Genomic DNA, 26,744 nt, shown 5'->3' with positions numbered 1-26,744 from the left:
GCTTGAATCCGTGGGCCGCCGCAATGGGCCATCCCTGGCCCAGTGCGGCTAACCCGGCGTCCTGCCGGGTTACCCACGGATTCAAGCCTGCGTTCGGCCAGCGTGGTTTAACGGGGCGCCTGAGATCAAAATCAAAAGCCTGCGCCAAAGCCGATCAGGTTCCCTGTGGGAGCTGGCTTGCCTGCGATAGCGTCCTGGCGGCCGCCTCATGTCCACCTGACGCACCACAATCTAACTGTGGGAGCGGGCTTGCTCGCGAACGCGGTGGGCCAGCCAAAGGTGCATTCACTGACACACCCTATTCGCGAGCAAACCCACTCCCACATTGTTCGCCAGAGGCCTTTGCATGTATCAATTGATCCTCGGCGGCGCCCGTTCGGGCAAGAGCCGCCTGGCCGAAAAGCTTGCCGCACAGAGCGGGCTTGCCGTCATTTATATCGCCACCAGCCAACCCCTCGACGGTGAGATGAACGAGCGCGTCGCGCTGCACCGCCAGCGCCGCCCCGACCATTGGGGCCTGATTGAAGAACCCATCGACCTCGCGCGCGTGCTGCGCGAAAACGCCGCCACTGATCGTTGCCTGCTGGTGGATTGCCTGACCTTATGGCTCACCAACCTTCTAATGCTCGAAGACCCGGCGCGTCTTGCCTTCGAGCGCGATCAACTGTTGCAAACCCTGGCCGCGCTGCCGGGGGAAATCATTTTTGTCAGCAACGAAACCGGTCTGGGTGTCGTGCCGCTGGGCGAATTGACTCGCCGTTATGTGGATGAAGCCGGTTGGCTGCATCAAGCCCTGGCCGAGCACTGTCAGCGCGTTGTGCTGACGGTTGCCGGCCTGCCCCTGACTTTGAAAGGTACTGCGTTATGACCGATTCCTGGTGGCTCAACCCCTGCAAGACCATTGATGCCACGGCCCACGAACAGGCGCTGGCACGCCAGCAGCAGTTGACCAAGCCCGCCGGCTCCCTCGGCCAGTTGGAAGCGCTGGCGGTACAGTTGGCAGGTTTGCAGGGCCAGGTCAAACCCTCGGTAGATCACCTGTGGATCGCGATTTTTGCCGGCGATCACGGCGTGGTCGCTGAAGGTGTATCGGCGTTTCCCCAGGCGGTCACTGGCCAGATGCTGCAAAACTTCGTCAGCGGTGGTGCGGCAATCAGCGTGCTGGCGCGGCAACTGCAAGCGCAATTGGAAGTGGTCGACCTCGGCACCGTCACGCCGTCCCTGGACTTGCCTGGCGTTCGTCACCTGAATATCGGCGCCGGCACGGCCAATTTCGTCCATGGCCCGGCGATGACCCAGGCCCAGGGGCAACTGGCCCTGAACGCCGGGCGAGACAGTGCACGCCGCGCCCTGGAAAGCGGCGCGCAACTGTTTATCGGCGGTGAGATGGGCATCGGCAACACCACCGCGGCCAGTGCATTGGCCTGCGCATTGCTGGATTGCCAGGTCACTGACCTTACAGGCCCTGGCACCGGTTTGAACGCCGCAGGGGTCAGCCATAAGGTCGCGGTCATCGAGCGGGCCTTGGCGTTGCACGCGGGCCAGCGCAGTGATGCGCTGCAAACCCTGTTCAATCTCGGCGGTTTTGAAATAGCCGCGCTGGTCGGCGCCTACCTGGCCTGCGCCCAGGAAGGCATCGTGGTGCTGGTGGATGGGTTCATCTGCAGCGTGGCCGCGCTGGTAGCGGTGCGCTTGAACCCGGCGTGCCGCGAATGGCTGGTGTTCGGCCATCGCGGCGCCGAGCCGGGCCATCGCCATGTGCTGCACAGCCTCGAGGCGCAGCCGTTGCTGGAACTGGGCCTGCGCCTGGGCGAAGGCAGCGGCGCCGCGTTGGCGGTGCCCTTGTTGCGCCTGGCGTGTGCGCTGCACGGGCAGATGGCGACCTTCGCCGAAGCCGCCGTGGCGGACCGCCCCGCATGACCTTGCGCCTGGACCTGCTGCGCCACGGCGAAACCGAACTGGGCGGCGGCCTGCGTGGCAGCCTGGACGATGCGCTGACCGCCAACGGCTGGCAGCAGATGCGCGACGCAGTAGTGGGGCAGGGGCCATGGGATCGGCTGATCAGCTCACCGCTGCAACGCTGCGCTCTGTTCGCCCAGGAGTTGGGCGCACAGCTCGATGTGCCGGTGAGTCTGGAGCCTGACTTGCAGGAGCTGCACTTCGGCGCCTGGGAAGGGCAGAGTTCGGCCGCGTTGATGGACACCGATGCCCAAGGGCTGGGCTTGTTCTGGGCCAACCCCTATGCCTTCACGCCGCCGCAAGGCGAGCCGGTCATCCAGTTTTCCGCGCGCGTGCTTGGCGCTGTCACGCGGCTGCATCAGGCCTATGCTGGCCAGCGCGTGCTGTTGATCAGCCATGGCGGTGTAATGCGCCTGCTGCTGGCCCAGGCGCGAGGGTTGCCCCGTGAGCAACTGCTGAATGTCGAAGTGGGTCACGGTGCCCTGTTCGGCCTGCAGGTTGAGGCCGATGGCGTGTTGAAGGAAGGGCGCTGATGATGCTGCCGTTCTGGATCGCCCTGCAATTTCTCAGCAGCCTGCCCATTCGCTTGCCGGGTATGCCGCAGCCTCAAGAGCTGGGCCGTTCGTTACTATTTTATCCGTTGGTAGGGTTGCTGTTCGGCGTGCTGTTATGGGGCCTCAACCAGATGTTGCAGGGCGCGCCGTTGCTGTTGCACGCCGCGTTGCTTCTCACGGCTTGGGTGTTGCTCAGCGGTGGCTTGCACCTGGACGGCCTGGCCGACAGCGCCGATGCCTGGCTGGGTGGCTTTGGCGACCGCGAGCGCACCCTCAGCATCATGAAAGATCCGCGCAGCGGCCCGATTGCGGTGGTCACCCTGGGTCTGGTGCTGCTGCTCAAGTTCAGCGCCTTGGTGGCGTTGATCGAACAACACAATGGCGCCGCGTTGATCCTGGCGCCCCTGATCGGACGCGCCTCAATGCTGGCGCTGTTTCTCACCACGCGCTACGTGCGTGCGGGCGGATTGGGCCAGGCACTGTCAGACCATCTGCCGCGAATTGTCGGCCAACAGGTGCTGATCCTCAGCGGGTTGGCGTGCATTCTGATCGGCGGTTTCAGCGGCGGCATCGCGGTGTTGCTGGCGGCATTGTGTTTCGTGTGGTTGCGCCAGTTGATGGTCAAGCGTCTGGGCGGTACCACGGGCGACACCGCTGGTGCACTGCTGGAGCTGCTTGAAGTCGCGGTGTTGGTCGGGCTGGCGTTGTAACGCTTTCTTGCAATTGGTTAACTCCGGGTATATACACGCTCTATGCTTGCCTCCCAATGTTTATGCACCAACCTGCGACGCGCCGCCCGTGGCGTCAGCAGGCACTACGACGGCGCTCTCGACGGCTTCGGGATCAATGTTGCCCAGTATTCTCTGCTGTGTAACCTGCAGCGTCTCGACCAGCCGAGCATTTCCAGCCTGGCGGACGCCATGGGCCTGGATCGCAGCACCCTGGGGCGCAATCTGCGGGTCCTGGAAGGCGAGGGGCTGGTGCAGTTGGTGGAGGGCGACGATTTGCGCAACCGCCTGGTGGTGTTGACTGACGCCGGCCATGAACGGCTGGCCGCTGCATTGCCGGCGTGGGAAGCAGCGCAACAGAAACTGATTGATAAGCTTGGCGCCGAAAAGCGCGAAATGTTGTTGGCCTTGTTGGATGAACTCGCCTGAACGGCGGTTTGTTCGACTACAAGCGGGTATATACCCGCGAGCGGAGAATAAGAAATGACCTCGATGTGGCGCACCAGTGGTTGGGTCCTTTTAGGGAGTGCGCTGATCCTGGCGTTGTCCTTGGGCGTACGGCATGGCTTTGGCCTGTTTCTGGCGCCGATGAGCAGCGAATTCGGTTGGGGGCGTGAAACCTTTGCCTTTGCCATCGCCTTGCAGAACCTGATCTGGGGCTTGGCGCAGCCATTTACCGGGGCCTTGGCCGACCGTTTCGGCGCGACCAAGGCGGTGTTTGTCGGCGGGGTGTTGTACGCCGTCGGCCTGGTGCTGATGGGCATGTCCGACTCTGCCTGGTCATTGTCGTTGAGCGCAGGCTTGCTGATTGGCATTGGCCTGTCCGGCACCTCGTTTTCGGTGATTCTCGGCGTGGTCGGCCGCGCCGTAGCGCCCGAAAAACGCAGCATGGCCATGGGCATTGCCAGTGCCGCAGGGTCGTTCGGCCAGTTCGCCATGGTGCCCGGCACCCTCGGTTTGATTGGCTGGCTCGGCTGGTCGGCAGCGCTGCTCGCGCTGGGCTTGATGGTGGCGCTGATCCTGCCGCTGGTCGCCATGCTCAAGGACCGGCCGCTGGCGGTCACAGTGGCCCAGCAAACCCTGGGTGAGGCGCTCAAAGAAGCCTGTTCTCACTCCGGCTTCTGGCTGCTGTCCTTCGGCTTTTTTGTCTGCGGTTTCCAAGTGGTGTTCATCGGTGTGCACTTGCCGGCGTACTTGGTCGACCAGCACCTGCCGGCCACGGTGGGCACCACCGTGCTGGCGTTGATTGGCCTGTTTAATGTGTTCGGCACCTATACGGCAGGTTGGCTTGGTGGGCGCATGTCCAAGCCGCGCCTGCTCACCGGCTTGTACCTGTTAAGGGCGGTGGTGATTGTGTTGTTCCTTTGGGTACCGGTCACTGAAGTCACAGCGTATCTGTTCGGCATGGCGATGGGCTTTTTGTGGCTGTCCACGGTGCCGCTGACCAACGGCACCGTCGCGACCCTGTTTGGTGTGCGCAACCTCTCGATGCTCGGCGGGATTGTGTTTCTGTTCCACCAGCTTGGCTCGTTCCTCGGCGGGTGGTTGGGCGGGGTGGTCTATGATCGAACCGGCAGCTACGATTTGATCTGGCAGGTGGCAATTTTGCTCAGCCTGCTCGCCGCCGCGCTGAATTGGCCGGTGCGGGAGCGGCCGGTGGCTCGTATACAGGCGCAGATGGAGGCGGCATGAGCATGACAGCGCGTCTTATGCTGTTGGCGGTGGGGATGGTGTTGTTGCTGCTGGCCTGGTGGGGCTGGCAGCGGGGCGGCCTGGCGTTGATGCAACTGGGCATGGCGATCTGTTAAGTTGTGGGTCTGAACCGACTCAAGGACTTTTGACATGCAGATGCGCTGGCTCGCTGTACCCGTCCTGATGGCTATTGGCAGCGTGGCGATGGCCGCCAGTTGCCCACCGTTGCTGGAGGGCCAATTGCCCAAGCTGCGGGCCAAGGAATCCATCGACCTGTGCCAGCAATTCGCTGGCAAGCCCTTGGTGATCGTCAACACGGCGAGCTTCTGCGGCTTTGCCCCGCAGTTCAAAGGCCTGGAAGCGTTGTATCAGCGCTACAAGGGCGAAGGCCTGGAAGTGATTGGCGTGCCGTCCGATGACTTCAAGCAGGAAGCCAAGACCGGTGAGGAAACCGCCAAAGTCTGCTACGTGAATTATGGCGTGACCTTCACCATGACCGAGCCGCAGAAGGTCAAGGGGCCGGATGCAGTGCACCTGTTCAAGGTGCTTGCACAGCAGGCCGACGCGGCGCCCAAGTGGAACTTTTACAAGTATGTGGTGGATCGCCAAGGCAATGTGGTTGCCAGTTTTTCCAGCCTGACCAAGCCGGACAGTCCGGAGCTGATCAAGGCGGTGGAGCAGGCGATAGCGTCCAAACCCTGATGGGCGAGCACTGAAAAGCCCCGCCTCCTTCACAGGAGAGCGGGGCTTTTTTATACGGCTGCAGGTTAGAACTTGTAGGTCATGCCCAAGCCGAAACCGTTGGCGCTGTTTTCATACTTGGCGTTGTAGCTGGCCAATTGGTTGGAGCGCGAAATCTTGACGTCCTCTTCCTTCAGGTAGGAATAGGCCAGGTCGATGGTCATGTTATCCATGACCTGGTAGCCCAGGCCCAGGCTGAAGATAGTGCGGTCGCCGGTCGGGATGCGCGGCGAGCGATCCGTGTTGTTGGTAGGCGACTGGTCGAACGTCAGGCCGGTACGCAGCACCACCTGCTTGGTGAGCTGGTACGAGGTACCCACGGCGTAAGCCCAGGTGTCGTGCCAGTTCTGGTCTTCCTTGATCGTGCTGACCAGGCCTGGGGCAAGCGCGCCGCCAGTAGCGCCGCTGACGCCTTCGTTCTTGACGGTGATGTCTTTCAGGCGGCTCCAGCGCGTCCAGGTTGCACCGGCGTAGAGTTTCCACGCGTCGGTCAGGTCTTGAGTGACGGACAGGTCGTAGGACTCAGGCGTGTCGATTTTCAGCGAGGCGTCGTAGCGGTTGCTGCGCAGGAACGGCGAGGTCGCGGTCGGTGCGGTGACTTCGGTGTGGCCGTCCAGCTTATAGCTCACCTTGGAGTGGTAGGTCAGGCCGACACGGGTGGTATCGGTGGCTTGAACCAGCACGCCGATGTTGAAGCCCAGTGCGGTGTCGTCACCCTTGATCTTGATATTGGTGTCTGGCGCGCGAGGGTTCAGCGTCAGGTCCGATTCCAGGGTGCCGGCGATGCGGTTGATCGTCGGGCCAAAACCCACGGAAACGCGATCGTTGAAGGCGTAGCTGACGGTCGGTTGCAAAGTGATGACTTTCACTTCGCTCTTGCTGCCAAAACCACGGCCCTGGAAGCCGCTTTCGTAGTCGGTCACCAGGCCGAACGGCGCATAGACGCCGAAGCCGACAGCCCACTGGTCGTTGAGTTTATTGGTGTAGAAACCGAAAGGCACGGCAGTAAAAGGCACCATATCGCCTTTGTTGCTGCCAGCGGAGCGGCCGCTGACATTGCTGATATCGGTGGAGGCATCAATGGCTGCAACGCCGCCGGTGACCTGCTGACCTTCCAGGCGTGCCATACCGGCAGGGTTACCGAACACAGTGCTCGCATCATCGGCAGAAGAAGAGCGACCTGCGAAACCGGTACCCATCCCGCTCACGCTCTGTTCGTTGAGGGCAAAGCCGCTAGCGAACAGTTGGGAGGATGCCATGGCAACGGCGAGGCTAAGTGTGGTCTTGAGCATTACTTTTTTCATTATTAGAACTCCGTGTGATCACCGCTGCGGAAAGTATCAATAAATTTCAGATCGCGCCATAGGCTGTAATGCTGGAGATAGAGCGGTTTTGTAGGACAATCCGACCAAAATTGCTGTTTTTTGGCGAATCTTGCAATTTGCCCGGTCAACAAGTTGCCTGTTTCATTGGGCTTACACAGGTTTGCCAGGCTTGGGTGAAATCTCGCAGGCGGCCCTGGGGGTGGAATATTTCTTTCCAGATACGCGCCATGGCCAATACATCGCCGGGCGCGGGCAGGGCAGGACGATGTTGTTCCACCAGCAGCCAGGCGATCGCCGTGGCGTAGCGCAGGTTTACCGTCAACTCCAACTGGGGCGCGCTGAGGAACGCATGTTGGCTGGCCAGCCCGCGCACCAGGCTGGCGCGTTCCGGGTCCAGCGCCAGGTAGCCATCCCAGAGGGCGCGGTGGCGTGGTTCGGTGATGCTGTAGAGGCCATGGCCGCGCCGGTCATGCAGTGCCGAGCCCAGTTCGGACTGGCTGGCGGCAATGCCCAGCAGCAAGGATTCGGCTGTTGGGCTGTGACGGCCGAGGTACATTAGCGTCGGCCTGATCACATAACGACACAATTCACTGGCGGCAATACCCATACGAGCCTCAGTCCTTGCAAAGAGTGGACGAGCCTGAGAAGGGGAGCTTGGCAGCGGTGAATCGGATCTCAGGCCCGTCGTAAGCGGATCATGCCGCTTGAGTTGAAGTGTAGTGTCATATTCACGATGTAAAGGACTGTTTTTAAAACATCTTCTGCAATCGGTTATAAGGTTTATATCGTTCTGTACTTAGCGCCACGGGCTCAAGGCCAAATTCCAGGCAATAAAAAACCCTGTTATTCAAACAGGGTTTTTTGAGTTTCAGCGACGCGGGTCGATCAGGCAGTCAGTGCCTGACGGGTACGATCGATCACGGCCTGCAGCGGTTCTGCGCTGGAGTATTGATCGGGATACAGGCGTTCGCTGTGACGAGCGATGCCGTGTTCGTTGACCAGGGTGAAGCTGAAGCAGCCTTTGCGAGCGGCCATGATCAGGCAGTTCATTGGGGCAAAAGCGTTGGTGAGGGTGCGAATGGCATCCTGAGTGTGGATTTGAGCGTTCATATTATTGGTGTTCCTACAAATGACACGGATAAGAACCGTGCAACGTTAAAACGTTCCAGTAACGCTGATCACCATTGATCAAACGAAGAACCCGACTGGAACAAAGCAGCCAGTTTGAAGCGCTATTAAATTAGGCGCGCTTGGGCTGGCAGGTAGGTACTTAGGAGGGCAGGCAACACAACAGGGGCAAAGGTTCTGGGCCCGGGGTGAAGATCCTGATCAATTTGCAGGTTGGTTCGGTCAGAGTATTGGAACTTCGCGCCACCCTTTGCTTGTTCAAAGGCAGTGTCGTCGCAAGGAATACCTGGAAACCATCGAGGTGGTCGATCCCATGTGGTTCAGGGGACGTGTTCGACCAGAATTGACTTTCAGCTTGGTACTAACGCCGCGGATAGTAACGGATTGAAACGGGGAAGGGAAGGCCGACTGCAAAAAAATTGTTCAGCCGCCGAGCAACTCGCGATACACCAGCACGGTGATGGCCGCAGCCAGGGCGCATCCCAGCCCGTAGGCGGCGAGTGTCAGTCGCAAGGACTGACCGGTCTCGATCATGCGGATCACATCGCCCATGTCGTTGATTCTGCCATCACTGAGTTCGATGCACAGGATCACGGCGGTAAAGGCGGCCGATAGCAGGATAGCAATAGCAAACAGTGCGCCGTCCGGCGAGGGGAGCGCGGCATTGATCCCAAGCGAGGTCGCGCAGATGGCCAGCAGCAGCCCGGCGAATAACAGAATTCCTTTCATCGGCCCTACTGGTTTGTATTGTCGGTGGCGCAGTGTGGCGAGCCGAGGCAGATTTGAAAAGGCCTAGGGTTTGCCCGCTCAGTAACATGTTTAACCGGTGTTGAATCAAAAAACGCCGACGATATAACCAGCAGATCGGGACTTGTGCACATTCGTGGCCAAGGGTGTAACCCAGCTGTCACTGGTGTGCAAGTGCGCCCATTTGCCTGTAATCAAAATTTAAGTCAATGAAAAATCTCGCTTTTTTTTATTGGTGAAAAAATCGTCAGTTTGACCGCGGCCCCCGTTCCATGGGGCTTTGCGCCTGTTCACGGGGGGTTGTCCACTGAGTTATCCACAGCTTCTGTGGATTGTCCCGAGCGCTTGCTCTAGGACGGGCGTGCACGGTTTTTTCAGCTTTACCTGTACGAAAAAAAGAGTAGAGTGGCGCGCCTTCCGTTCTGCCCCACAGTGCTTTATGAAGTTTCGCTCAGTATCACCTTCTGTTACCGACACGCCCCAAACTGTTACCGCGCCCAAGCGTTTTTCCTTGAAGGTTGCTTTGTGGCTGCTCGACAGCCCGCGCCTGGGGCAGAGTACCAATATCAAGCATCTCGCCGGCCGCTTGCTCAAGCAGCCTGCCCGCGAAGGCGTGGTGGCTGCCCAGAGCCGTCTCGGCCAACTGATGTGCCGCGAGTGCGGAAACGCCCGTGACCGGCGCATCGGCCACGATTTGTTGCGTTCGGCTGCTCGCGCCGGCGACCGTCGCGCCCAGCGCGAACTGGGCCAGGTCGAAGACTGAGCTGTCCTCCGGCCTTAGGCTTGGTTACCCTTGATCTTTTTCGGTGATGGCAGAAATGGCTATGGTGTTTGACTGGACCAGTATCGCCTTGGGTCTTGTGGGCGCAGCCGTGCCGCTACTGGCGCTGTGCTGGCAACTCCAGCGGCGCCTGACCGCACGCACCACCGGCTGGGAGCTGCTGGAGGAACGCCTGGCGACCGCACAACTGGCCCAGGAAGGGCTCGCCGCCCAACTGGACGCCAGCCGCGATGAGATCAGTGACCTGAGCCAGGCCAATGCCGCCAAGCAAGCCGACCTGGCGGCGCTGCGCCGTGAAGTCGAGCTGTTGCAGATCGACCGCGATAACGCCCGCGACGCCGCGCACGCCTGGAACCTCGACCGCAGCGCCAAGGAGACCGAACTGCGGCGCCTCGACGCCTTGGCCGCAGCCCTGAGCGCCGAATTGCGCGAGCAGCAAGAGAGTCATCAGCAGCGCCTCACAGACCTGCAAGGCTCACGAGACGAGCTGCGTGCGCAATTTGCCGAACTGGCCGGCAAGATCTTCGACGAACGTGAGCAACGCTTTGCCGAGACCAGCCAGGAACGCCTCGGTCAACTGCTCGACCCGCTCAAGGAACGTATCCAGTCCTTCGAGAAGCGCGTCGAAGAAAGCTATCAGAACGAAGCCCGTGAGCGCTTTTCCCTGGCCAAAGAGCTTGAGCGCCTGCAGCAATTGAACCTGCGTTTGTCGGACGAAGCCACCAACCTGACTCGCGCCCTCAAGGGCCAGAAAACCCAGGGCAACTGGGGTGAGCTGATTCTTGAGCGGGTGCTGGAGCACGCGGGCCTGGAGAAGGGCCGTGAGTACCAGACCCAGGTCAGCCTCAAAGGCCCGGATGGCGAGCGTTTCCAGCCTGACGTGCTGATCATGTTGCCGGGCGACAAGCAGGTGGTGGTCGACTCCAAAGTCAGCTTGACCGCCTATCAACAGTACGTCGCGGCGGATGACGAGGTGATTGGCCAGGCCGCCTTGAAGCAGCATGTGCTGTCCCTGCGCAATCATGTCAAAGGCTTGGCCGGCAAGGATTACAAGCGCCTTGAAGGTTTGCACAGCCTGGATTTCGTGCTGCTGTTCGTACCGATCGAGGCTGCCTTTTCTGCCGCATTGCAGGCCGAGCCCAACCTGTTCCAGGAAGCCTTCGACCGCCATATCGTGATTGTCAGCCCCACCACCTTGCTCGCCACCCTGCGCGTGATCGACAGCCTCTGGAAGCAGGAACGCCAGAGCCAGAACGCCCGGGAAATTGCCGAGCGTGCCGGTTGGCTGTATGACAAGTTCGTGCTGTTTATCCAGGACCTGGACGAAGTGGGCAACCGACTGCAACAGTTGGACAAGGCCTACAGCGCGGCGCGCAACAAGCTGACGGATGGGCGTGGGAACCTGGTCAGCCGTACCGAGCAATTAAGGTTGCTCGGCGCCCGTGCAAGTAAGAGCTTGCCGGCGGATCTGCTGGAGCGGGCAATGACCGATTCGGATGGCGTGGCGCATCTCCCAGAATAAACACGGGTCGAAATTGTGGGAGCGGGCTTGCTCGCGAAAGCGGTGTTTCAGTATTAGATGTGCTGACTGACATCACGCTTTCGCGAGCAAGCCCGCTCCCACGCATAGATCGAGTTCAGCCCCGTCATAAGCATAGCTATCTACACAACTCTGTAGCGCTCAAAGGTAACCACGATGCGAAGCGAGCCGCTCTTGATCTGCTTTTGATCTTAGGCGCCCCGTCAAACCACGCTGGCCGGAATTCGACAGGGATTTGGGGGGTAAACCGGCAGGGATGCCGGTTTAGCCGCCCCGCGCCATGGATGGCGCGTGGCGGCGGCCCCCCAAATCACTGGCGGATTACGGGCACACCGAGCCTAAGCGAGGTGCCGAGTGGTGGGGCAAGAGCGCTTTGCTTACTTTGCCGCTCTTGCAAAGTGAGCCGCCGTCAGGGCGGAACCCTAAGTGGCCATTACCTAAATAACGGATATGTACCCGGTCCAACTGTGTTGACTGTTAGGCCGCCATCGCAGGCAAGCCAGCTCCCACATTTGGATCGCAGTGCCTCAGGGAGATAGGCACCGGCTGACAGGTCGTCGCGGGAGCAAGCTCCCTCGCCACGGTTTCGGCGTCATACCGAAGTTGTGCGGATGCTTATGCCGTTACAGGGGCAAATGCCTGCTCAACAGCGCCCGCAACGCCGCCGGCTTCACCGGTTTGGCCAAGTAATCCAACCCCGCCCCATGCACCTCGGCCACCATCTCCGGTCGCCCATCGGCACTGATCACCACACCGGGAATCGGCTCGGCCAGTTGCGCACGCAGCCAGCCCATCAACTCGGTACCGGTTTCGCCGTGGTCCAGGTGGTAATCCACCAACGCCAGTTGCGGGCGGATACCCTCGGCCAGCAACGCCGCGCATTCGGCCTGGTTGGCGGCCGTCCAGACTTCACAGCCCCAACGCGTGAGCAGGCTGCGCATGCCGATCAGGATGCTGTCTTCGTTATCCACGCACAGCACCCGTGCGCCACTCAAGGGCAGGCCGGTTTCTGCCGGCGGCTTGGGTTGCACGCTGGCCTGGTTGCGGGCCAGCGGCACGCACACGCTGAAGACGCTGCCTTTGCCCGGCCAGGAGCGCACGCTCAGGCGATGACCCAGTACGCGGCACAGGCCGTCGGCGATCGCCAGGCCCAGGCCCAGGCCCTTTTCGGCACGGGTCTGGTGGCTGTCCAGGCGCTTGAACTCTTCGAAGATCACCTTTTGTTTATCCGGCGCAATGCCAGGGCCGCGATCCCAGACTTCCAGGCAGAGTTCGCCCTTGCGACGACGTACGCCCAGCAGCACCGGGCCGTCGGCATAACGGAAGGCATTGGTCAGAAAGTTCTGCAAAATCCGCCGCAACAGCTTGATGTCGCTGTCCACCCGCAAACGGCTGCCGCGCCAGCGGAAGCGCAAGTGTTGCTCCTGGGCCAGCGCCTTGAATTCTGCGCCCAGGGTGTCGAACAGCTCGTTGAGGACAAAGGGCTGGCGTTGTGGATTGATCTTGCCGTTTTCCAGGCGCGAAATATCCAGCAAATCACTGATCAAGTCTTCAGCCGAGCGCAGCGAGCTGTCCAGGTGTTGCACCAGCTGCCGTGCTTCGCCGGACAGGCCATCGGTCTGGTGGGAGAGGGCGGCAGAAAACAGTCGCGCAGCGTTCAGCGGTTGCATCAGGTCATGGCTCACGGCCGCCAGGAACCGCGTCTTCGACTGGCTGGCGGATTCGGCCACGCCTTTGGCGTCGGTGAGGGCCACGTTCAGTTGTGACAGTTCATGGGTGCGCTCGGTCACCCGCTGCTCCAGGCCCTCGTTGGCCTCGGTCAACGCTTGTTCGGCTTCGCGGAACGCGGTGATGTCGGTGAAGCTCATGACAAACCCGCCGCCGGGCATCGGGTTGCCGATCAACTCGATCACCCGGCCATTGGGGAACAGGCGCTCGGAGGTGTGCGCACGTCCCTGGCGCATCCAGTGCAGGCGACGCGCCACGTGCACTTGCGCTTCACCGGGGCCACACAGGCCGCGCTCGGCGTTGTAGCGAATGATGTCTGCAATGGGTCGGCCAACGCTGATCAAGCCGTCCGGGTAGTTGAACAGTTCCAAGTAACGCCGGTTCCAGGCCACCAGCTTGAGCGACTGGTCCACCACGCTGATGCCCTGGGTGATGTTCTCAATGGCACCTTGCAACAGAGCGCGGTTGAACTGCAGCACTTCCGAGGCTTCGTCGGCGATACGGACCACGTCCTCCAGTTGCATTTCCCGCCCTTCAATCGCCGCTTTCACCACCGCCCGCGTCGAGGAGGCGCCGAGTACGCCGGCCAACAAGCGCTCGGTGTGGGCGATCCAATCGTTATCGGCATTTTGGTTGGGGTTGAAGCCTTTGCCCTGGCGATAGGCGAAACGAATAAAACTCTGCTGGGCCCGTTCTTCCCCGACGAAGCGTGCCGCCAGGCTGAGCAGGTCGCTGATCTGTACCGACAGCATGGAGCGCGCACTCGCACGCTGGCTGATTTCCTGGCCGATAAAACGGCCTGCCTGCCAGTGCTCGGAAACCCGTGTGCGCGACAGCATCGACACCCACACGAAGAGGGTGAAGTTACCTGCCAGGGAGAACACGGTGCCCAGGGTCAGCGACGTCACCGACAGCCCGAACGGGTGGGAATGCATCCAGGTCAGGCCGGGGAAAAGGTTGAGCGACCAGCCCAGACTTTTCGCCGTCACCGGCAGCACCAAGGTGTAGAACCACAGGAAGGTACCGGCGGCCAAACCGGCAAACACACCACGCCGGTTGGCCTGCTTCCAATAGAGTGCGCCGAGCATCGCCGGGGCCAGTTGAGTCACGGCGGCAAAGGCGATCTGGCCGATGGTCGCCAGACTGGCGGTAGAACCCAGCAGGCGGTAGCTCACGTACGCCAGCAGCAGGATGATCACAATGCTCACCCGGCGTACCGACAGCATCCAGTGGCGGAAGACTTCGAATGGCCGCTCGGCGCTGGAACGCCGCAACAGCCACGGCAGCAGCATGTCGTTGGAGACCATGGTCGACAAGGCGATGCTCGCCACGATCACCATGCCAGTGGCCGCCGACGCACCGCCAATAAACGCCAGCACCGCGAGGGCCGGGTGGGCCTCGGCCATCGGCAGGCTGATCACATAGGAGTCCGGCAGCACTGAGCTGGGCAACAGCATCTTGCCGCCCAGGGCGATGGGCACTACGAACAGTGCCGCGAGGATCAAATAGGCCGGGAATACCCACTTGGCCAGGCGCAAATCCTGGGGGTCGATGTTCTCCACCACCGTCACATGAAATTGTCGTGGCAGGCAGATGATTGCCATCATGGCGACGCCGGTCTGTACCACCATCGATGGCCAGTTGATGGTCTCTTTCCAGTATTCCTCCAGGCGCGGGGCGAGCATGGCCTGGCTGAACAGGTCGCCGAAACCGTCGTACAAGCCGTAGGTGACAAACGCACCGACGGCGAGAAAAGCGAACAGCTTGACCAGCGACTCAAAGGCAATCGCCAGCACCATGCCGCGGTGGTGTTCAGTGGCGTCGAGGTTGCGTGTGCCGAACACGATGGTAAACAGCGCCAGCACCAGCGACACGATCAAGGCCGTGTCCTGGGCGCGGGTGCCGGTGGTGTCGGGGCCGGCGCCGATCAGCAGGTTCACGCCCAGCACAATGCCTTTGAGCTGCAGCGCGATATAGGGCAGCACGCCGACCAGGCAAATCAGCGCCACCACCACCGCCAGGGACTGGGACTTGCCGTAGCGGGCGGCGATAAAGTCGGCGATGGAGGTGATGTTTTCCTGTTTGCTGATCAGGATCATCTTCTGCAGCACCCAGGGTGCCAGCACCAGCAACAGCACGGGGCCCAGGTAGATCGGCAAGAATGCCCAGAGTTGTTCGGCCGCTTGGCCTACGGCGCCGAAGAAGGTCCAGCTGGTGCAGTACACCGCCAGCGACAGGCTATACACCCACGCACGCACGCGCGGTGGCAGCGGCGCATGGCGGCGGTCACCGTAAAAGGCGATGGCAAACATAGTGGCCATATAGGCCAGGGCAACGGCGGCGATCAGCCCGCTGGACAGCGTCATGGTAACTCCGAGCATAAGAACACCCGGGCATTCCAGGCCCGGTTGGACAGTCTCGCATGATGCCTGGTGTTAGTCAGTGTCGACCAAGGTCGTGTGGGATCGAATGTCGCAGGCGGTGCTCAGCGTGGCGGCAGGGTTTTCTGGCGCAGGATGTAGATCGTCACCAGCACCGCACTGGTCAGCATAAAGCCCCGTGCCCACGGCAGTGGCACCAGGTAGCAGGAGATCGAGATGCTTAACCACATCAAGCCAATGGCGTAGACCTTGCCTTTGAGCGGGATGCCATTGCCGTCCAGGTAGTCGCGCACCCACGGCCCCAGGCGCGGGTGTTCCACCAGCCAGTGGTAGAAGCGCGGGGAGCTGCGAGCGAAGCAGGCGGCGGCGAGTAGCAGGAAGGGCGTGGTCGGCAGCACAGGTAGGAAAATGCCGATGACGCCCAGCGCTACGCTTAGCCAGCCGATGGCCAGCAGCGCGTAGCGCAGGAGCAGTGGACGGTTGCCCATGGGTGCCACGGGCAAGCGACTCAGTGGTGACGTGGCTTGAGGATCGCCGGTTTTTCGTCAGGCGCGTTGCACAGCAGGTACAGCGCGGTGAGGGCTTCCGGGATCTGCACGATCATGTCGTCCATCAGGTTGGCGTCGGCGGCGATGTCGGAGAATTCTGCTTCCTCTTCGAACAGGCCCGAACCGACCATGATCGGCAGCAGCATTTCGCTGACTTCTTCTTCGGCGGTTTCGAACCAGGCGGCTTCGCGTAGGAACACGCCTTCCATGAAACCGATGCACCAGCCGCGCAGGTCGGAGTCATCCGGATCGTCGCCCAGGTCCAGCTCGCACGGCAGCTCGAACTCTTCGTCGGAGGCCAGTTGGCGGGCGATGTGCGCTTTGAGGGCGAGCAGGGTGGATTCGATTTCTTCGCGCTGGGCGTCGTCGCTGTAGTGAGGCTCTTCAGCGAACAGCGCGTCGATCCATTCACGGTCCGGGACGGGGTCGGAGCAGATCGACAGGGCGGTCAGGTAGCCGTGGGCGGCCACGTAGTCCAGCGCCTCGTCATGCAGCTCATCGGCGTCGAGGAAGGCTTGCAGGCGGGTTAGTTGCTCAGCGAAGGACATTGAAGGGCTACCTTGGGAATAAACGATGCTGAATTCTAGGCTTTCTTGAGCGCCCAGGCCAGCCGCACGGCATATTTGCCCGGTTTTAGCCTGGTGCGTCTATTCGTCAGTCGCGCCCTTTGGTGGATAACGCTCGGGTATACTGCCGCGTTTTGTGATGCCCCTGCAGGCCCAGCGCCAATCCGGGAAAACTTCGCTTACGGATTATTTTTCGTGAACGCGGATTTTTTCGGCCAGCCTGTATAGAGGGATTTCGGCACCATTTTGGAGTTTTACATGCTCGAGCAGGCTCAACGCGTCCTCAAGGACATCTTCGGCTACGACAGTTTTCGTGGCCGCCAGGGTGCGATCATTGAGCGCGTGGCCAGTGGCGGCGATGCCCTGGTACTGATGCCTACCGGTGGTGGCAAGTCGCTGTGCTTCCAGGTGCCGGCGCTGTTGCGCAATGGCCTGGCCGTGGTGGTGTCGCCGCTGATTGCACTGATGGACGATCAGGTCGCCACCCTTGAAGAACTCGGGGTCGCCGCCGCGTCGTTGAACTCCACCCTCAGCGCCGAGCAGCAGCGCGACCTGGCCGCCCGTATCAAGCGTGGCGAGGTGAAAATGCTTTACTTGGCGCCGGAGCGCCTGGTGCAGCCACGCATGCTGGCCTTTTTGCAGAGCCTTGAGATCGCCCTGTTCGCTATCGATGAAGCCCACTGTGTGTCGCAATGGGGTCACGATTTCCGTCGCGAATACCTGCAGCTTGGCCAATTGGCCGAACTGTTTCCCGATGTGCCGCGCATTGCCCTGACCGCCACCGCCGACAAGCGGACCCGCGAAGAGATCGTCGAGCGCCTGCATTTGCAGAACGCCGAGCGCTTCCTGTCGAGTTTTGACCGGCCCAATATTTTCTACCGCATTGTGCCCAAGGAGCAGCCGCGCAAGCAGTTGCTGGCGTTCCTGTCCGAGCGGCGCAGTGATGCGGGCATCGTGTACTGCCTGTCGCGCAAGAAAGTCGACGAAGTCGCCGCGTTCCTCTGTGAGCAAGGCTACCCGGCGCTGCCTTACCACGCCGGCCTGCCCAATGAAACGCGATCAGCGCACCAAAAACGCTTCCTCAACGAGGAAGGCTTGATCATGGTGGCGACCATTGCCTTTGGCATGGGCATCGACAAATCCAACGTGCGTTTCGTGGCGCACATGGACCTGCCCAAGTCCCTTGAGGCTTATTACCAGGAAACCGGGCGTGCCGGCCGCGATGGCCTGCCGGCGGATGCCTGGATGGTCTACGGCCTGCAAGACGTGGTGATGCTCAAGCAGATGCTGCAGAACTCCGAGGGCGACGAGCGCCACAAGCGCCTGGAACAGCACAAGCTCGACGCCATGCTCTCGTTGTGCGAAGAGACGCGCTGCCGCCGCCAGACCCTGCTGGCGTATTTCGACGAAGACATGCCTGAACCCTGCGGCCACTGCGATAACTGCATCGATGGCGTGCAAACCTGGGACGCCACCGAACCGGCGCGCCAGGCGTTGTCGACGATCTATCGCACCGGCCAGCGCTATGGCGTGGGCCATCTGGTGGATGTTCTGCTGGGCAAGGACAACGAAAAAATCCGCAGCTTTGGCCATGAAAAACTCTCGGTCTACGGTGTCGGCAAAGCCCGCGCCGAAGGTGAGTGGCGTTCGCTGTTTCGCCAGATGGTTGCCCGTGGTCTGGTCGACATCGATATCGAAGGCTACGGCGGGCTGCGCCTGAATGACAGTTGCCGGCCGTTGCTCAAGGGCGAAGTGAGCCTGGAACTGCGCCGTGACCTCAAGCCGCAGACCACTGCCAAAAGCAGCAGCACCAGCCAGGCCAGCCAACTGGTGCGGGGCGAGGAGCGCGAGCAATGGGAAGCCTTGCGCACCCTGCGGCGCAAACTGGCGCAGGAGCACAGCGTGCCACCCTACGTCATCTTCCCCGACTCCACCTTGCTGGAGATGCTGCGCGAGCAGCCCACCACCATGGCCGAGATGGCCCGGGTCAGCGGTGTGGGCGCGCGCAAACTGGAGCGCTACGGCCAGGCCTTCCTGGAAGTGCTCGGCGGCCATGCCGAAGCGCCGAAGGAAATCGCCGATATTCGCCACGAACTGATCAGCCTGGCCCGTGCCGGCATGACCCCGATCCAGATCGCCGGCCAGCTGCAATGCTCGGAAAAAAACGTGTACACCTTGCTCGCCGAAGCCATCGGCAAGCAGCAATTGTCCCTGGAGCAGGCCCTTGATTTGCCTGAGGATTTGCTCGGTGAAATCCAGGACGCCTTTCTCGATGGAGAAGGCGAATTGCCAGCTGTCACGGAGATTGCGTCGTTGTTTACCGGGCGTGTTCCGGAAGGCGTTTTGTACTGCGTGCGTGCCGCTTTGCAGTCTGAATTCGAAATTTAGTGTGCCAATTACGACAATGTAACGAATCAGTACATAGCGGGCCTTGCCTACGGGCAGGGCTCATGCTTAGCTGACTAATAATTAGCCATACTTTATTTTCAGTCTTAAACACGAGTTTTTTATGCCGTTAACCGATCAACACCGTTTTGGCATGCAGTTGGCGCAAATGTCGCGAGGTTGGCGCGCCGAACTGGACCGCCGCCTGGCGGGGCTGGGCTTGTCCCAGGCGCGCTGGTTGGTGCTGCTGCACCTGGCCCGTTTTGTCGAAGCGCCCACCCAGCGTGAATTGGCCCAAAGTGTCGGCGTAGAAGGGCCCACCCTGGCGCGCCTGCTCGACAGCCTGGAAGGCCAGGGCCTGGTGCAACGCCAAGCCGTGGTGGAAGACCGTCGTGCCAAACGCATCCTGCTGTGCGACACCGCCCAACCGCTGATCGACCAGATCGAAACCATCGCCACGGCGTTGCGCCATGAGTTGTTCGTGGGGGTGAATGAGGAAGACCTGCGGGTGTGCATGCGGGTGCATGAACACATCCTGGCGAACCTGGAAAAGTCCTGATCTGCAGCATGTAGGAGCGAGCTTGCTCGCGAAAAACGTCAACGATAACGCGGACTTCCTGAATAAACGCGGCGTCTGTGGATTTTTCGCGAGCAAGCTCGCTCCTACAAAAGTCCTTGGCAATCCTTTCCTAGAACGTCTGGCCCAGGTTCAAGTACACCGCCTTCTGATTATCATCATTGAACCCATAGCTGAAATTCAGCGGCCCCAAGGGCGTATCAAACCCCAGGAAAATACTCGCGGCGTTGATATAACCGCTGTCGAACTCGTTATCGTTGTTCCACGCCCGGCCTCGTTCCAGGGATGCACCCAGGTACAACGGGAAGTCCAGTGGCAGGTAAGAGCGCGGGGTGAGCCTGCGGAAATACACCGCGCGCATCAGGCTGATGTTCTGGCCCGAAATCGCATCCTGGCGAAAGCCCGATAATTGCCGTGCGCCCCCCAGCAGGAAGCTGGAAATCACCACATCCGAATCATCCAGGGTGCGCCCATAGCGGCCGCCCAGTATCAGGGTGTCCGGGCCGTGGCTCATGGCCTTGTCCAGTTTGAACTCCCATTGGCGGTAGCGCTGGTCCGAGCCCAGGCCGGGTTCGAACTCGCGAAAGGCCAGGCCGATGTCTTCGCCGCTGTGGGGGAAGTACACGTTGTCCAGGGAATCGAAGGAGTATTTGAGTTCATAGAAGCCTTCGCTGAAGCTCACGCTCGGCAGGTCGCGGTCGCCAATGCGCACGTCCGCCTTGCCCCAGGCTTCGCCCACGCCAAAGCGGATCTCGCCGCTGTTGCCGATCTGCCGGCCCACGTTCAAACCAAAGCCGTAGCGTTCCAGGCGGTATTCGGAGATGGGGTCGTTGTCCAGGATCAGCTCGACGTTCTGCGCCTCGGCCCTGATGTAGGGGGCCACAAAGTAGCGTGAGCCGGTGTCCATGGGTTGGTAGAACTCGCTGTAGAGTTCCTGCCGATCGCCAATCTGCACCCGTGTGAGCCATTCGGCGCCGAGGCGGTTGATGCCGTTCACGCGGTAACTGGCGCCGAGGTTGAAGGCGCTGTCGCCGCGCATGTCGTCCGAGAGGTTCAAGCCCAGGCGCAGGTAGTCGGTGCCGCTGCGCTTGCCGCGTGCACTGATCACCAGGGTGTTGTCCTGGCCTTTTTTTACCACGCGGTATTGCACCTGCTCGAAGTAATCCAAGCCGTACAGGGTGCCCATGTCCGATTGCAGCCGGCCCAGGTTCAGCGGTTCTCCCAGCCCCTGGCGGATGTAGTAGCGGATAACGTCGTCGCTGACCTTGGAGTCGTTCTCCACCTGGATCGCGGTGATCACCGGGGTGCGCTCCCCCGGCGTGCGCGCGGCTATCAGGTCGGCGTCGATGGGTTCGGCAGGGCGCAGGTGTGCCAGGCGTACGTCGAGGGCGCGGGTGGCGCGGTAACCGGCATCGATCATGTCCTTGGCGCGGCCGAAATCGGTGACGCCATAAGCGGCCAGCGGCGGTTGGATCAACACGTCCTTGGGGGCCAGGGCCTTGAGTTGTTCCTCGGAGTTGCGCCGAGTCATCAGGGTGATGGACTGGTTGAGCACGTCCACCACGGTGGCCAGTTGTTTGCGTGAGCGCAGCGGGGTGCCGATGTCGACCACGATAGCGATATCGACGCCCATCTCCCGCGCCACGTCCAGCGGGATATTGTCGGTCATGCCTCCGTCCACCAGCAGGCGGCCATCCAGCTCTACCGGGGCGAACACCGCGGGGATCGACATGCTGGCGCGGATCACCTGGGGCAGGTGGCCTTTGCTGAACACCACTTTTTCGCCGGTGGTGATGTCGGTGGCCACGGCGCGGAAGGGGATCGGCAGCTTGTCGAAGTTACGCGTGTTGCTGCTGTGGGCGAACATGCTTTCCAGCAGCAACGCCAGGTTCTGGCCCTGGATCACACCCAGCGGCAGGCCGAGGCTGCCATCGTCGCGGAAACTGAGTTTTTGTTTGACCAGGAAATCCCGGTCATCCTGCTTGCGCCGAAACGGTACGTCTTCACGCGGGGGCGCGTCGGAGAGGGCCTGCTGCCAGTCGATCCCCAGCGCCAACTTCTCCAGTTCGTCGATCTTGTAGCCCGATGCGTACAACCCGCCAATCACCGCGCCCATGCTGGTGCCGGCAATCGCGTCGATATGAATACCTTGCTCCTCAAGCGCTTTGAGCACGCCGATATGCGCCAGGCCACGGGCGGCACCGCCAGACAGCACCAGGCCGATTTTTGGGCGGGGGGCTTCTACAGAGTCGGGAAGTAGGGGGACAAGGCACAGGAACAGGCAAGACAGCAGGCGGCGCATCATCAATCTCGTGGCTGGGCGACAAAGGCCGCTATTATAGCCACCCGATTCGCTGAGCCTGTTACGCCAGGAGCCGCTTAATGATGTCTGCATGCAAACCCGAGATCGTTATCACCTATTGCACCCAGTGCCAGTGGTTGCTGCGCGCCGCGTGGCTGGCCCAGGAGCTACTCAGCACCTTTGCCGATGACCTGGGGCGCGTGGCGCTGGAACCGGCCACTGGCGGCGCGTTTCGCATCACCTGTGATGACGTGCAGATTTGGGAGCGCAAGGCCGATGGCGGTTTTCCCGAGGCCAAGGTGCTCAAGCAGCGAGTGCGCGACCAGATCGACCCGCAGCGCGACCTCGGGCATAACGACCGTACCGTCTGAAGTCAGGCCGGCGCCGGTTGCTTGGCCTGGCTAGCGCTGCCCATCAGGCCCGAAAGCACGATGGCGACGATGATCAACGCGCCGCCCAGCAGCATGCGCAGGGTCGGGGTTTCGGCAAACAGCAGCCAGGCCACGGTGATGCCGTAGACCGGCTCCATGGCAAACACCACCGACGCGGTGCGCGCCTTGATCACCGCGAGGCTGGCGACAAACAGGCTATGGGCCAGGCCGGTACAGAACACCCCCAGCAGCCCGATCCACAGCCAATCTATCCCACGCACCTGCGCCAGCCCCGGCGCGGCCACGGGCAGCAGGAGCGCGGCGACCACGACGTTCTGGCACAGCGCGGCCTGTACCGCAGGAATGCGCCCGGAACTCGCGCGATTGTTCAGCGACAACAACGAGAACAACAAGCCCGAGGCGATACCCCACAGCAGCCCGCCCGTAGCCTCGCTGGCGAGATTGAAGTCCGGGGTCACAAGCACCAGGCCAACGGTGACCAGCACCACCAGCAGCACTTCGTTGGCCCGAATACGCTCGCGGAAGATCAATCCTTCAAGGATCACGGTAAAAGCCGGAAAGGCCGTGAACCCCAAGGTCGCCACAGCCACGCCCGCGACCTTGACGGCAATAAAGAACGTCACCCAATGGGCGGCCAACAACACACCGCTGACCAGCAACCGGCGCCAGTCACGCATCTCCAGCCGCTTCCACGGAGCATTGCTGGCAAAGCGCGCAAACACCGCCAGCGCCAGCACGGCAAACGCCGCCCGGCCAAATACGATGATGGCGGGGGAGGCCGCCGCCAGCTTGCCGAATACACCGGTGAGGCCAAACATCAATGCGCCGATATGCAGGGCGCCAAGGGCTGAGCGGGGAGTCATTGCGATCCTTGATCCAACAGGGGGTGACAGCCTCGCAGTCTAGAGGGTTGACGGGTGGGCGTCTGTCGCGGGCCGGGTGATTTTTAGCGCAAGACTCTTGCTAGCCCGCCCGACGCAACGCCCCGGGCGAGGCGCCAAACGCCCGTAGCATGGCCGCGCAAAATGCACTTTGCGAAGCGTAGCCGACGCGCTCGGCAATCTCGCCGATGGGCAGGGATGTTTCGCGTAAAAGCGTGAGGGCCATGTGCAGGCGACGACTGCGTAGATAGTCCATCGGCGTCTGCCCGCATTCAGCCATAAACCGCGCATGCAGGCGCGGCACGGACAAATCGGCAATCCGCGCCAAATCGGCCACCTGCAGCGGGCGCGCCGCATGGCGCTCGATATGGGCATTGAACGCCGCGTAAGGCAGGCGCCGGCCCGGCAGCGGTTGGGCCAGGGGATGGTTGAGGCTGGCCAATAACAACACGGCGCCTTGCTGGACGATCAGTGGGTCTTGCACCGGGCTCTGTGCCAGCCACTGCACCAACTGGTGTTGCCGGGCATCCAGCGCCAGGCGCGCGGGTTGGTCGAGCAAGCGGCGGCTGGCGTCGGCATGTTCGCCCAAGGATTGCACCATCCAGTGCTCAGTCGGCACATCCAGCACCAGGCAGCGGCTGCCGTCGCGGCTGATGCAGGCGTGGTGGGTGGAGAAGGGCAGCACCATCACGCTGCTTTCGCGCACCTGGCTGCCACGGCCATCGACTTCCAGGTCCAGGTGCCCGGACAGGCCGAACACCAACTGCGCATGGTCATGGCTGTGGGCAATGGGCGCTTCGAGGTAGTGGCGTAGCGTGAGGGTCGGGCTCATCGCGGTCTCCAGGGCGGCAAGCCGTCAGTCTACAACGCTTGGCGGGCAACGGGCGCTGTCATCAGACTGACGCACGCTTGTCATGGGCTATTAATCGCCAAGGCGCAAGCTCGCCAAAACAGCGTCGAGGGATGCCCATGACCCGTGCCGAGTTCACCAAGCCCAGCCGCAAGCAACGGGTGCGAACCCTGTGGATTTCCGACGTGCACCTGGGCACCCGGGATTGCCAGGCCGAACACCTGTCGCACTTTCTCAAGGGCTACCACGCCGACAAGGTCTACCTGGTAGGTGACATCATCGACGGTTGGAAAATGCGCGGCGGCATGTATTGGCCTCAAGCCCATACCAACGTGATCCGCCGCCTGCTGACCATGGCCAAGCGTGGCACCGAGGTCATCTACGTCACCGGAAACCATGACGAGTTCCTGCGCCGCTATTCCAAGCTGATCCTGGGCAATATCCAGTTGGTGGATGAGGCTGTGCACGTCACCGCCGATGGCCGCCACTTGTTGGTGATTCATGGCGACCAGTTTGATGTGATCACGCGCTATCACCGCTGGCTCGCCTTCCTCGGCGATTCGGCCTACGAATTCACCCTGACGCTGAACCGCTGGCTGAACCACTGGCGCGCGCGGTACGGCTACGGTTACTGGTCGCTGTCGGCGTACCTGAAGCACAAGGTCAAGACAGCGGTGAGTTTTATCAGTGATTTCGAAGAGGCGATTGCCCACGAAGTGACCAAGCGCGAATTGCACGGGGTGGTGTGCGGGCATATTCACCATGCCGAGATTCGCAAGGTGGGCGAGGTGGATTACCTCAACTGCGGGGATTGGGTGGAGTCGTGCACGGCCTTGATCGAGCACTGGGATGGGCATATCGAGCTGTATCGGTTGGCGGATGCGCAGGCTAAAGAGGCACTGCTCAAGGCTGAAATGGTTGCTGGCTAAAGGTGGGAGCTGGCTTGCCTGCGATGGCTATAGGTCTACACAACTTTGTAGGTCGTAGCAGCCAACGGTAACCACGATGCGAAGCGAGCCGCTCTTGATCTTGATCTGCTTTTGATCTCAGGCGCCCCGTTAAACCACGCTGGCCGGAATTCGCCAGTGATTTGGGGGGTAAACCGGCAGGGATGCCGGTTTAGCCGCCCCGCGCCATGGATGGCGCGTGGCGGCGGCCCCCCAAATCACTGGCGAATTACGGGCACACCGAGCCTAGGCGAGGTGCCGAGTGGTGGGGCAAGAGCGTTTTGCTTACTTTTGCGCTTTTCAAAAGTGAGCCGCCGTCAGGGCGGAACCCTAGGTGGCCGTTACCTAAATAACGGATATGTACCCGGTCCAACTGTGTTGACTGTTAGGCCGTCTTCGCGAGCAAGCCCGCTCCCACACTTCACCGCGTTTCTTCAGTTGGAGACGTCAGCAATGGCTTGAGCCAGCAACGTCAAGCGCGTCGCATCAACCCCAGCCACGTTAGCCCGCCCCGAACTGACCATATACACACTGTGCTTCTCGCGCAGTTGCTTGACCTGCTCGGCACTCAAGCCAGTATAGGAAAACATCCCCCGCTGCACGCCGATATGCGCAAAGCGCTCGGCCAGGCCGTGGGGCGCAAGCGCTTCCACCAACCCGGAACGCAACTGGGCGATCCGCGAACGCATGGCCTCGACTTCCTCGCTCCACTGCTTTTTCAGCTGTGCATCACCGAGGATGGTCGCCACCACGGCGGCGCCATGATCCGGCGGCGTCGACCACAGGTTGCGCGCGATATTCGCCAGTTGGCTACGTACATCGGTGAGCTTTTCAGCATCCGCCGCACATACAATCAATGCACCCACGCGGTCGCGGTACAGGCCGAAGTTCTTCGAGCAGGAACTGGTAATCAACACTTCCGGCAGCTCGGCGGCAAACAGGCGCACCGCCCAGGCGTCCTGCTCCAGGCCATCGCCAAAGCCCTGGTAGGCAAAGTCGATCAGCGGCAGCAACTGGCGTTCCCGCACGATCTGCAACACCTGGCGCCAGTCATCCTGGGACAGGTCAAAGCCGGTCGGGTTATGGCAGCACGCGTGCAGCAGCACCACGTCGCCCTTGGGCACGCTGGACAGGGTTGCCAGCATCGCCGCCACATCCAGGCGGTTGTCGCTGCCCACATAAGGGTAATGACTGACCTTGAGCCCGGCCTTGGCAAAAATGGTTTCGTGGATCGGCCAGGTCGGGTTGCTCAGCCACACGCCACGGCCCGGCAGGCTGTGGGCGATAAAGTCGGCACTCAGGCGCAGGGCGCCGGTGCCGCCGGGGGTTTGCGTGGCGCCAGCGCGGCGGTCACGCAGCAAGGCCGAGTCGGCGCCGAGTACCAGTTCGCTGATCAGGCTGCCGAAGGCTGCATCGCCGTGGCCACCGATATAGGTCTTGGTCACTTGGGTCTCGACCAGGCGCTGTTCCGCCAGCTTCACCGAGTGGGGAATTGGCGTCCGGCCCTGGTCGTCCTTATAGACACCTACGCCCAGGTCAAACTTGTTCGGGTTGGCGTCCTGGGCATACAGGTCCATCAGCCCGAGGATCGGGTCGCCGGGCACGCGGTCGATGGCATCGAAATGCATTACTTGCGGCCCTCGGCAGTCTTGGCCACTTCGTCGGTGCGCGCGGCCATGATGAAGTCGTTGCGGTGCAGGCCCTTGATGGAGTGGCTCCACCAGGTCACGGTGACTTTGCCCCACTCGGTGAGCAGGCCTGGGTGGTGGCCTTCGGCCTCGGAAATTTCACCCATCGCGTTGGTGAAGGCCAGGGCGAATTTGAAGTTCTTGAACAGGAAAACCTTTTCCAGCTGCATCACGCCGTCGCGCACTTCGATGTTCCAGTCAGGGATCTGCTTGATCAGCACCGGCAGTTCTTCATCGCTGACTTGCGGGGCATCGGCGCGGCAGGCTTCGCAGTGGGCTTGGTTCAAGGTGGTCATGGAAGGTG

The 26,744-nt window shown here is 61.5% G+C and carries 25 protein-coding genes; 13 read left to right on the top strand and 12 right to left on the bottom strand.

From position 1 onward, the window contains the following. Positions 1–346 precede the first annotated feature (346 nt). From cobU to V8689_RS20145, 7 genes are all read left to right on the top strand, one after another. On the top strand, positions 347–868 hold the full coding sequence (gene cobU / locus V8689_RS20175) for a bifunctional adenosylcobinamide kinase/adenosylcobinamide-phosphate guanylyltransferase (protein ID WP_056786492.1): 522 nt from the start codon (positions 347–349) through the stop codon (positions 866–868). Continuing rightward, the gene (cobT, locus tag V8689_RS20170; RefSeq protein WP_056786489.1) at positions 865–1,920 is read left to right on the top strand and encodes a nicotinate-nucleotide--dimethylbenzimidazole phosphoribosyltransferase; all 1,056 of its coding nucleotides are present in this window, start codon (positions 865–867) and stop codon (positions 1,918–1,920) included. The genes cobU and cobT overlap by 4 nt, the downstream gene beginning before the upstream one ends. Beyond that, positions 1,917–2,492 carry an alpha-ribazole phosphatase family protein gene (gene cobC / locus V8689_RS20165; protein WP_056786486.1) on the top strand — a complete coding sequence of 192 codons (576 nt, stop codon included), beginning with the start codon at positions 1,917–1,919 and terminating at the stop codon, positions 2,490–2,492. The genes cobT and cobC overlap by 4 nt, the downstream gene beginning before the upstream one ends. Before the next feature lie 2 nt (positions 2,493–2,494). Then, positions 2,495–3,223 (top strand): adenosylcobinamide-GDP ribazoletransferase, encoded by a 729-nt coding sequence (locus V8689_RS20160; protein ID WP_056786972.1) that lies wholly within the window; start codon positions 2,495–2,497, stop codon positions 3,221–3,223. Positions 3,224–3,265: 42 nt separating this feature from the next. After that, positions 3,266–3,670 (top strand): MarR family winged helix-turn-helix transcriptional regulator, encoded by a 405-nt coding sequence (locus V8689_RS20155; RefSeq protein WP_003193031.1) that lies wholly within the window; start codon positions 3,266–3,268, stop codon positions 3,668–3,670. Positions 3,671–3,724: 54 nt separating this feature from the next. Then, positions 3,725–4,933, top strand: a complete 1,209-nt coding sequence (locus V8689_RS20150; RefSeq protein ID WP_056786483.1) for an MFS transporter — start codon at positions 3,725–3,727, stop codon at positions 4,931–4,933. A 150-nt stretch (positions 4,934–5,083) separates the two neighbouring features. Then, positions 5,084–5,635, top strand: coding sequence for a glutathione peroxidase (locus V8689_RS20145; RefSeq protein WP_032895915.1), 552 nt, complete (start codon positions 5,084–5,086; stop codon positions 5,633–5,635). Positions 5,636–5,700: 65 nt separating this feature from the next. Here V8689_RS20145 and V8689_RS20140 read toward each other — a convergent pair whose 3' ends face one another. From V8689_RS20140 to V8689_RS20125, 4 genes are all read right to left on the bottom strand, one after another. Continuing rightward, entirely contained in the window at positions 5,701–6,978 is a 1,278-nt protein-coding gene (locus tag V8689_RS20140; protein WP_056786479.1) for an OmpP1/FadL family transporter, read from the bottom strand. A gap of 145 nt (positions 6,979–7,123) precedes the next feature. Continuing rightward, positions 7,124–7,606, bottom strand: a complete 483-nt coding sequence (locus V8689_RS20135) for a hypothetical protein (RefSeq protein WP_044268450.1) — start codon at positions 7,604–7,606, stop codon at positions 7,124–7,126. Positions 7,607–7,884: 278 nt separating this feature from the next. Continuing rightward, positions 7,885–8,109: a hypothetical protein gene (locus V8689_RS20130; RefSeq protein WP_003193022.1), complete on the bottom strand. Its 225-nt coding sequence runs from the start codon at positions 8,107–8,109 to the stop codon at positions 7,885–7,887. 441 nt (positions 8,110–8,550) lie between these two features. After that, on the bottom strand, positions 8,551–8,856 hold the full coding sequence (locus V8689_RS20125; protein WP_056786475.1) for a hypothetical protein: 306 nt from the start codon (positions 8,854–8,856) through the stop codon (positions 8,551–8,553). A 457-nt stretch (positions 8,857–9,313) separates the two neighbouring features. Between V8689_RS20125 and V8689_RS20120 the strand changes: the two genes are divergently transcribed. Both V8689_RS20120 and rmuC read left to right on the top strand, forming a co-directional pair. After that, positions 9,314–9,637: a hypothetical protein gene (locus V8689_RS20120; protein WP_034128342.1), complete on the top strand. Its 324-nt coding sequence runs from the start codon at positions 9,314–9,316 to the stop codon at positions 9,635–9,637. Positions 9,638–9,812: 175 nt separating this feature from the next. Beyond that, positions 9,813–11,177, top strand: a complete 1,365-nt coding sequence (gene rmuC / locus V8689_RS20115; RefSeq protein ID WP_169918249.1) for a DNA recombination protein RmuC — start codon at positions 9,813–9,815, stop codon at positions 11,175–11,177. 641 nt (positions 11,178–11,818) lie between these two features. Here rmuC and V8689_RS20110 read toward each other — a convergent pair. From V8689_RS20110 to V8689_RS20100, 3 genes are all read right to left on the bottom strand, one after another. After that, on the bottom strand, positions 11,819–15,289 hold the full coding sequence (locus V8689_RS20110) for a hybrid sensor histidine kinase/response regulator (protein ID WP_056786471.1): 3,471 nt from the start codon (positions 15,287–15,289) through the stop codon (positions 11,819–11,821). 119 nt (positions 15,290–15,408) lie between these two features. Further along, positions 15,409–15,792: a YbaN family protein gene (locus tag V8689_RS20105; RefSeq protein WP_019818414.1), complete on the bottom strand. Its 384-nt coding sequence runs from the start codon at positions 15,790–15,792 to the stop codon at positions 15,409–15,411. A 20-nt stretch (positions 15,793–15,812) separates the two neighbouring features. Then, positions 15,813–16,400 carry a YecA family protein gene (locus V8689_RS20100; RefSeq protein WP_044268462.1) on the bottom strand — a complete coding sequence of 196 codons (588 nt, stop codon included), beginning with the start codon at positions 16,398–16,400 and terminating at the stop codon, positions 15,813–15,815. Between the two features lie 276 nt (positions 16,401–16,676). Between V8689_RS20100 and recQ the strand changes: the two genes are divergently transcribed. After that, positions 16,677–18,806, top strand: coding sequence for a DNA helicase RecQ (gene recQ / locus V8689_RS20095; protein ID WP_056786469.1), 2,130 nt, complete (start codon positions 16,677–16,679; stop codon positions 18,804–18,806). A gap of 121 nt (positions 18,807–18,927) precedes the next feature. Continuing rightward, complete coding sequence (locus tag V8689_RS20090; protein WP_003193007.1) at positions 18,928–19,362, top strand: MarR family transcriptional regulator; 435 nt, start codon at positions 18,928–18,930, stop codon at positions 19,360–19,362. 130 nt (positions 19,363–19,492) lie between these two features. Here the strand turns inward: V8689_RS20090 and V8689_RS20085 are convergent, their stop codons facing one another. Continuing rightward, positions 19,493–21,682, bottom strand: coding sequence for a patatin-like phospholipase family protein (locus V8689_RS20085; RefSeq protein ID WP_434520585.1), 2,190 nt, complete (start codon positions 21,680–21,682; stop codon positions 19,493–19,495). Between the two features lie 83 nt (positions 21,683–21,765). Here V8689_RS20085 and V8689_RS20080 point away from each other — a divergent pair, with 83 nt between their 5' ends. Continuing rightward, positions 21,766–22,053, top strand: coding sequence for a SelT/SelW/SelH family protein (locus tag V8689_RS20080; RefSeq protein ID WP_056786969.1), 288 nt, complete (start codon positions 21,766–21,768; stop codon positions 22,051–22,053). 2 nt (positions 22,054–22,055) lie between these two features. On the opposite strand, the gene V8689_RS20075 is transcribed toward V8689_RS20080, so the two are convergent. Together V8689_RS20075 and V8689_RS20070 are read right to left on the bottom strand one after the other, a co-directional pair. Then, a complete protein-coding gene (locus V8689_RS20075) occupies positions 22,056–22,937 on the bottom strand; it encodes a DMT family transporter (protein ID WP_056786464.1) in 882 nt (293 codons plus the stop codon). A gap of 100 nt (positions 22,938–23,037) precedes the next feature. Continuing rightward, a complete protein-coding gene (locus V8689_RS20070; RefSeq protein ID WP_056786461.1) occupies positions 23,038–23,787 on the bottom strand; it encodes a helix-turn-helix transcriptional regulator in 750 nt (249 codons plus the stop codon). 137 nt (positions 23,788–23,924) lie between these two features. Between V8689_RS20070 and V8689_RS20065 the strand changes: the two genes are divergently transcribed. Next, positions 23,925–24,734, top strand: coding sequence for a UDP-2,3-diacylglucosamine diphosphatase (locus V8689_RS20065; protein ID WP_003192999.1), 810 nt, complete (start codon positions 23,925–23,927; stop codon positions 24,732–24,734). Between the two features lie 452 nt (positions 24,735–25,186). On the opposite strand, the gene V8689_RS20060 is transcribed toward V8689_RS20065, so the two are convergent. Together V8689_RS20060 and V8689_RS20055 are read right to left on the bottom strand one after the other, a co-directional pair. Next, positions 25,187–26,380: an amino acid aminotransferase gene (locus V8689_RS20060; protein WP_056786459.1), complete on the bottom strand. Its 1,194-nt coding sequence runs from the start codon at positions 26,378–26,380 to the stop codon at positions 25,187–25,189. Continuing rightward, positions 26,380–26,736 (bottom strand): 4a-hydroxytetrahydrobiopterin dehydratase, encoded by a 357-nt coding sequence (locus tag V8689_RS20055; RefSeq protein WP_003192995.1) that lies wholly within the window; start codon positions 26,734–26,736, stop codon positions 26,380–26,382. Before V8689_RS20055 ends, V8689_RS20060 begins: the two co-directional genes overlap by 1 nt. Positions 26,737–26,744 lie beyond the last annotated feature (8 nt).

Origin of the sequence: Pseudomonas sp. AK181 (assembly GCF_051122975.1) — a bacterium.
GTDB classification, from domain to species: domain Bacteria; phylum Pseudomonadota; class Gammaproteobacteria; order Pseudomonadales; family Pseudomonadaceae; genus Aquipseudomonas; species Aquipseudomonas lactis.
This window is presented reverse-complemented; position numbering and strand designations above follow the sequence as displayed.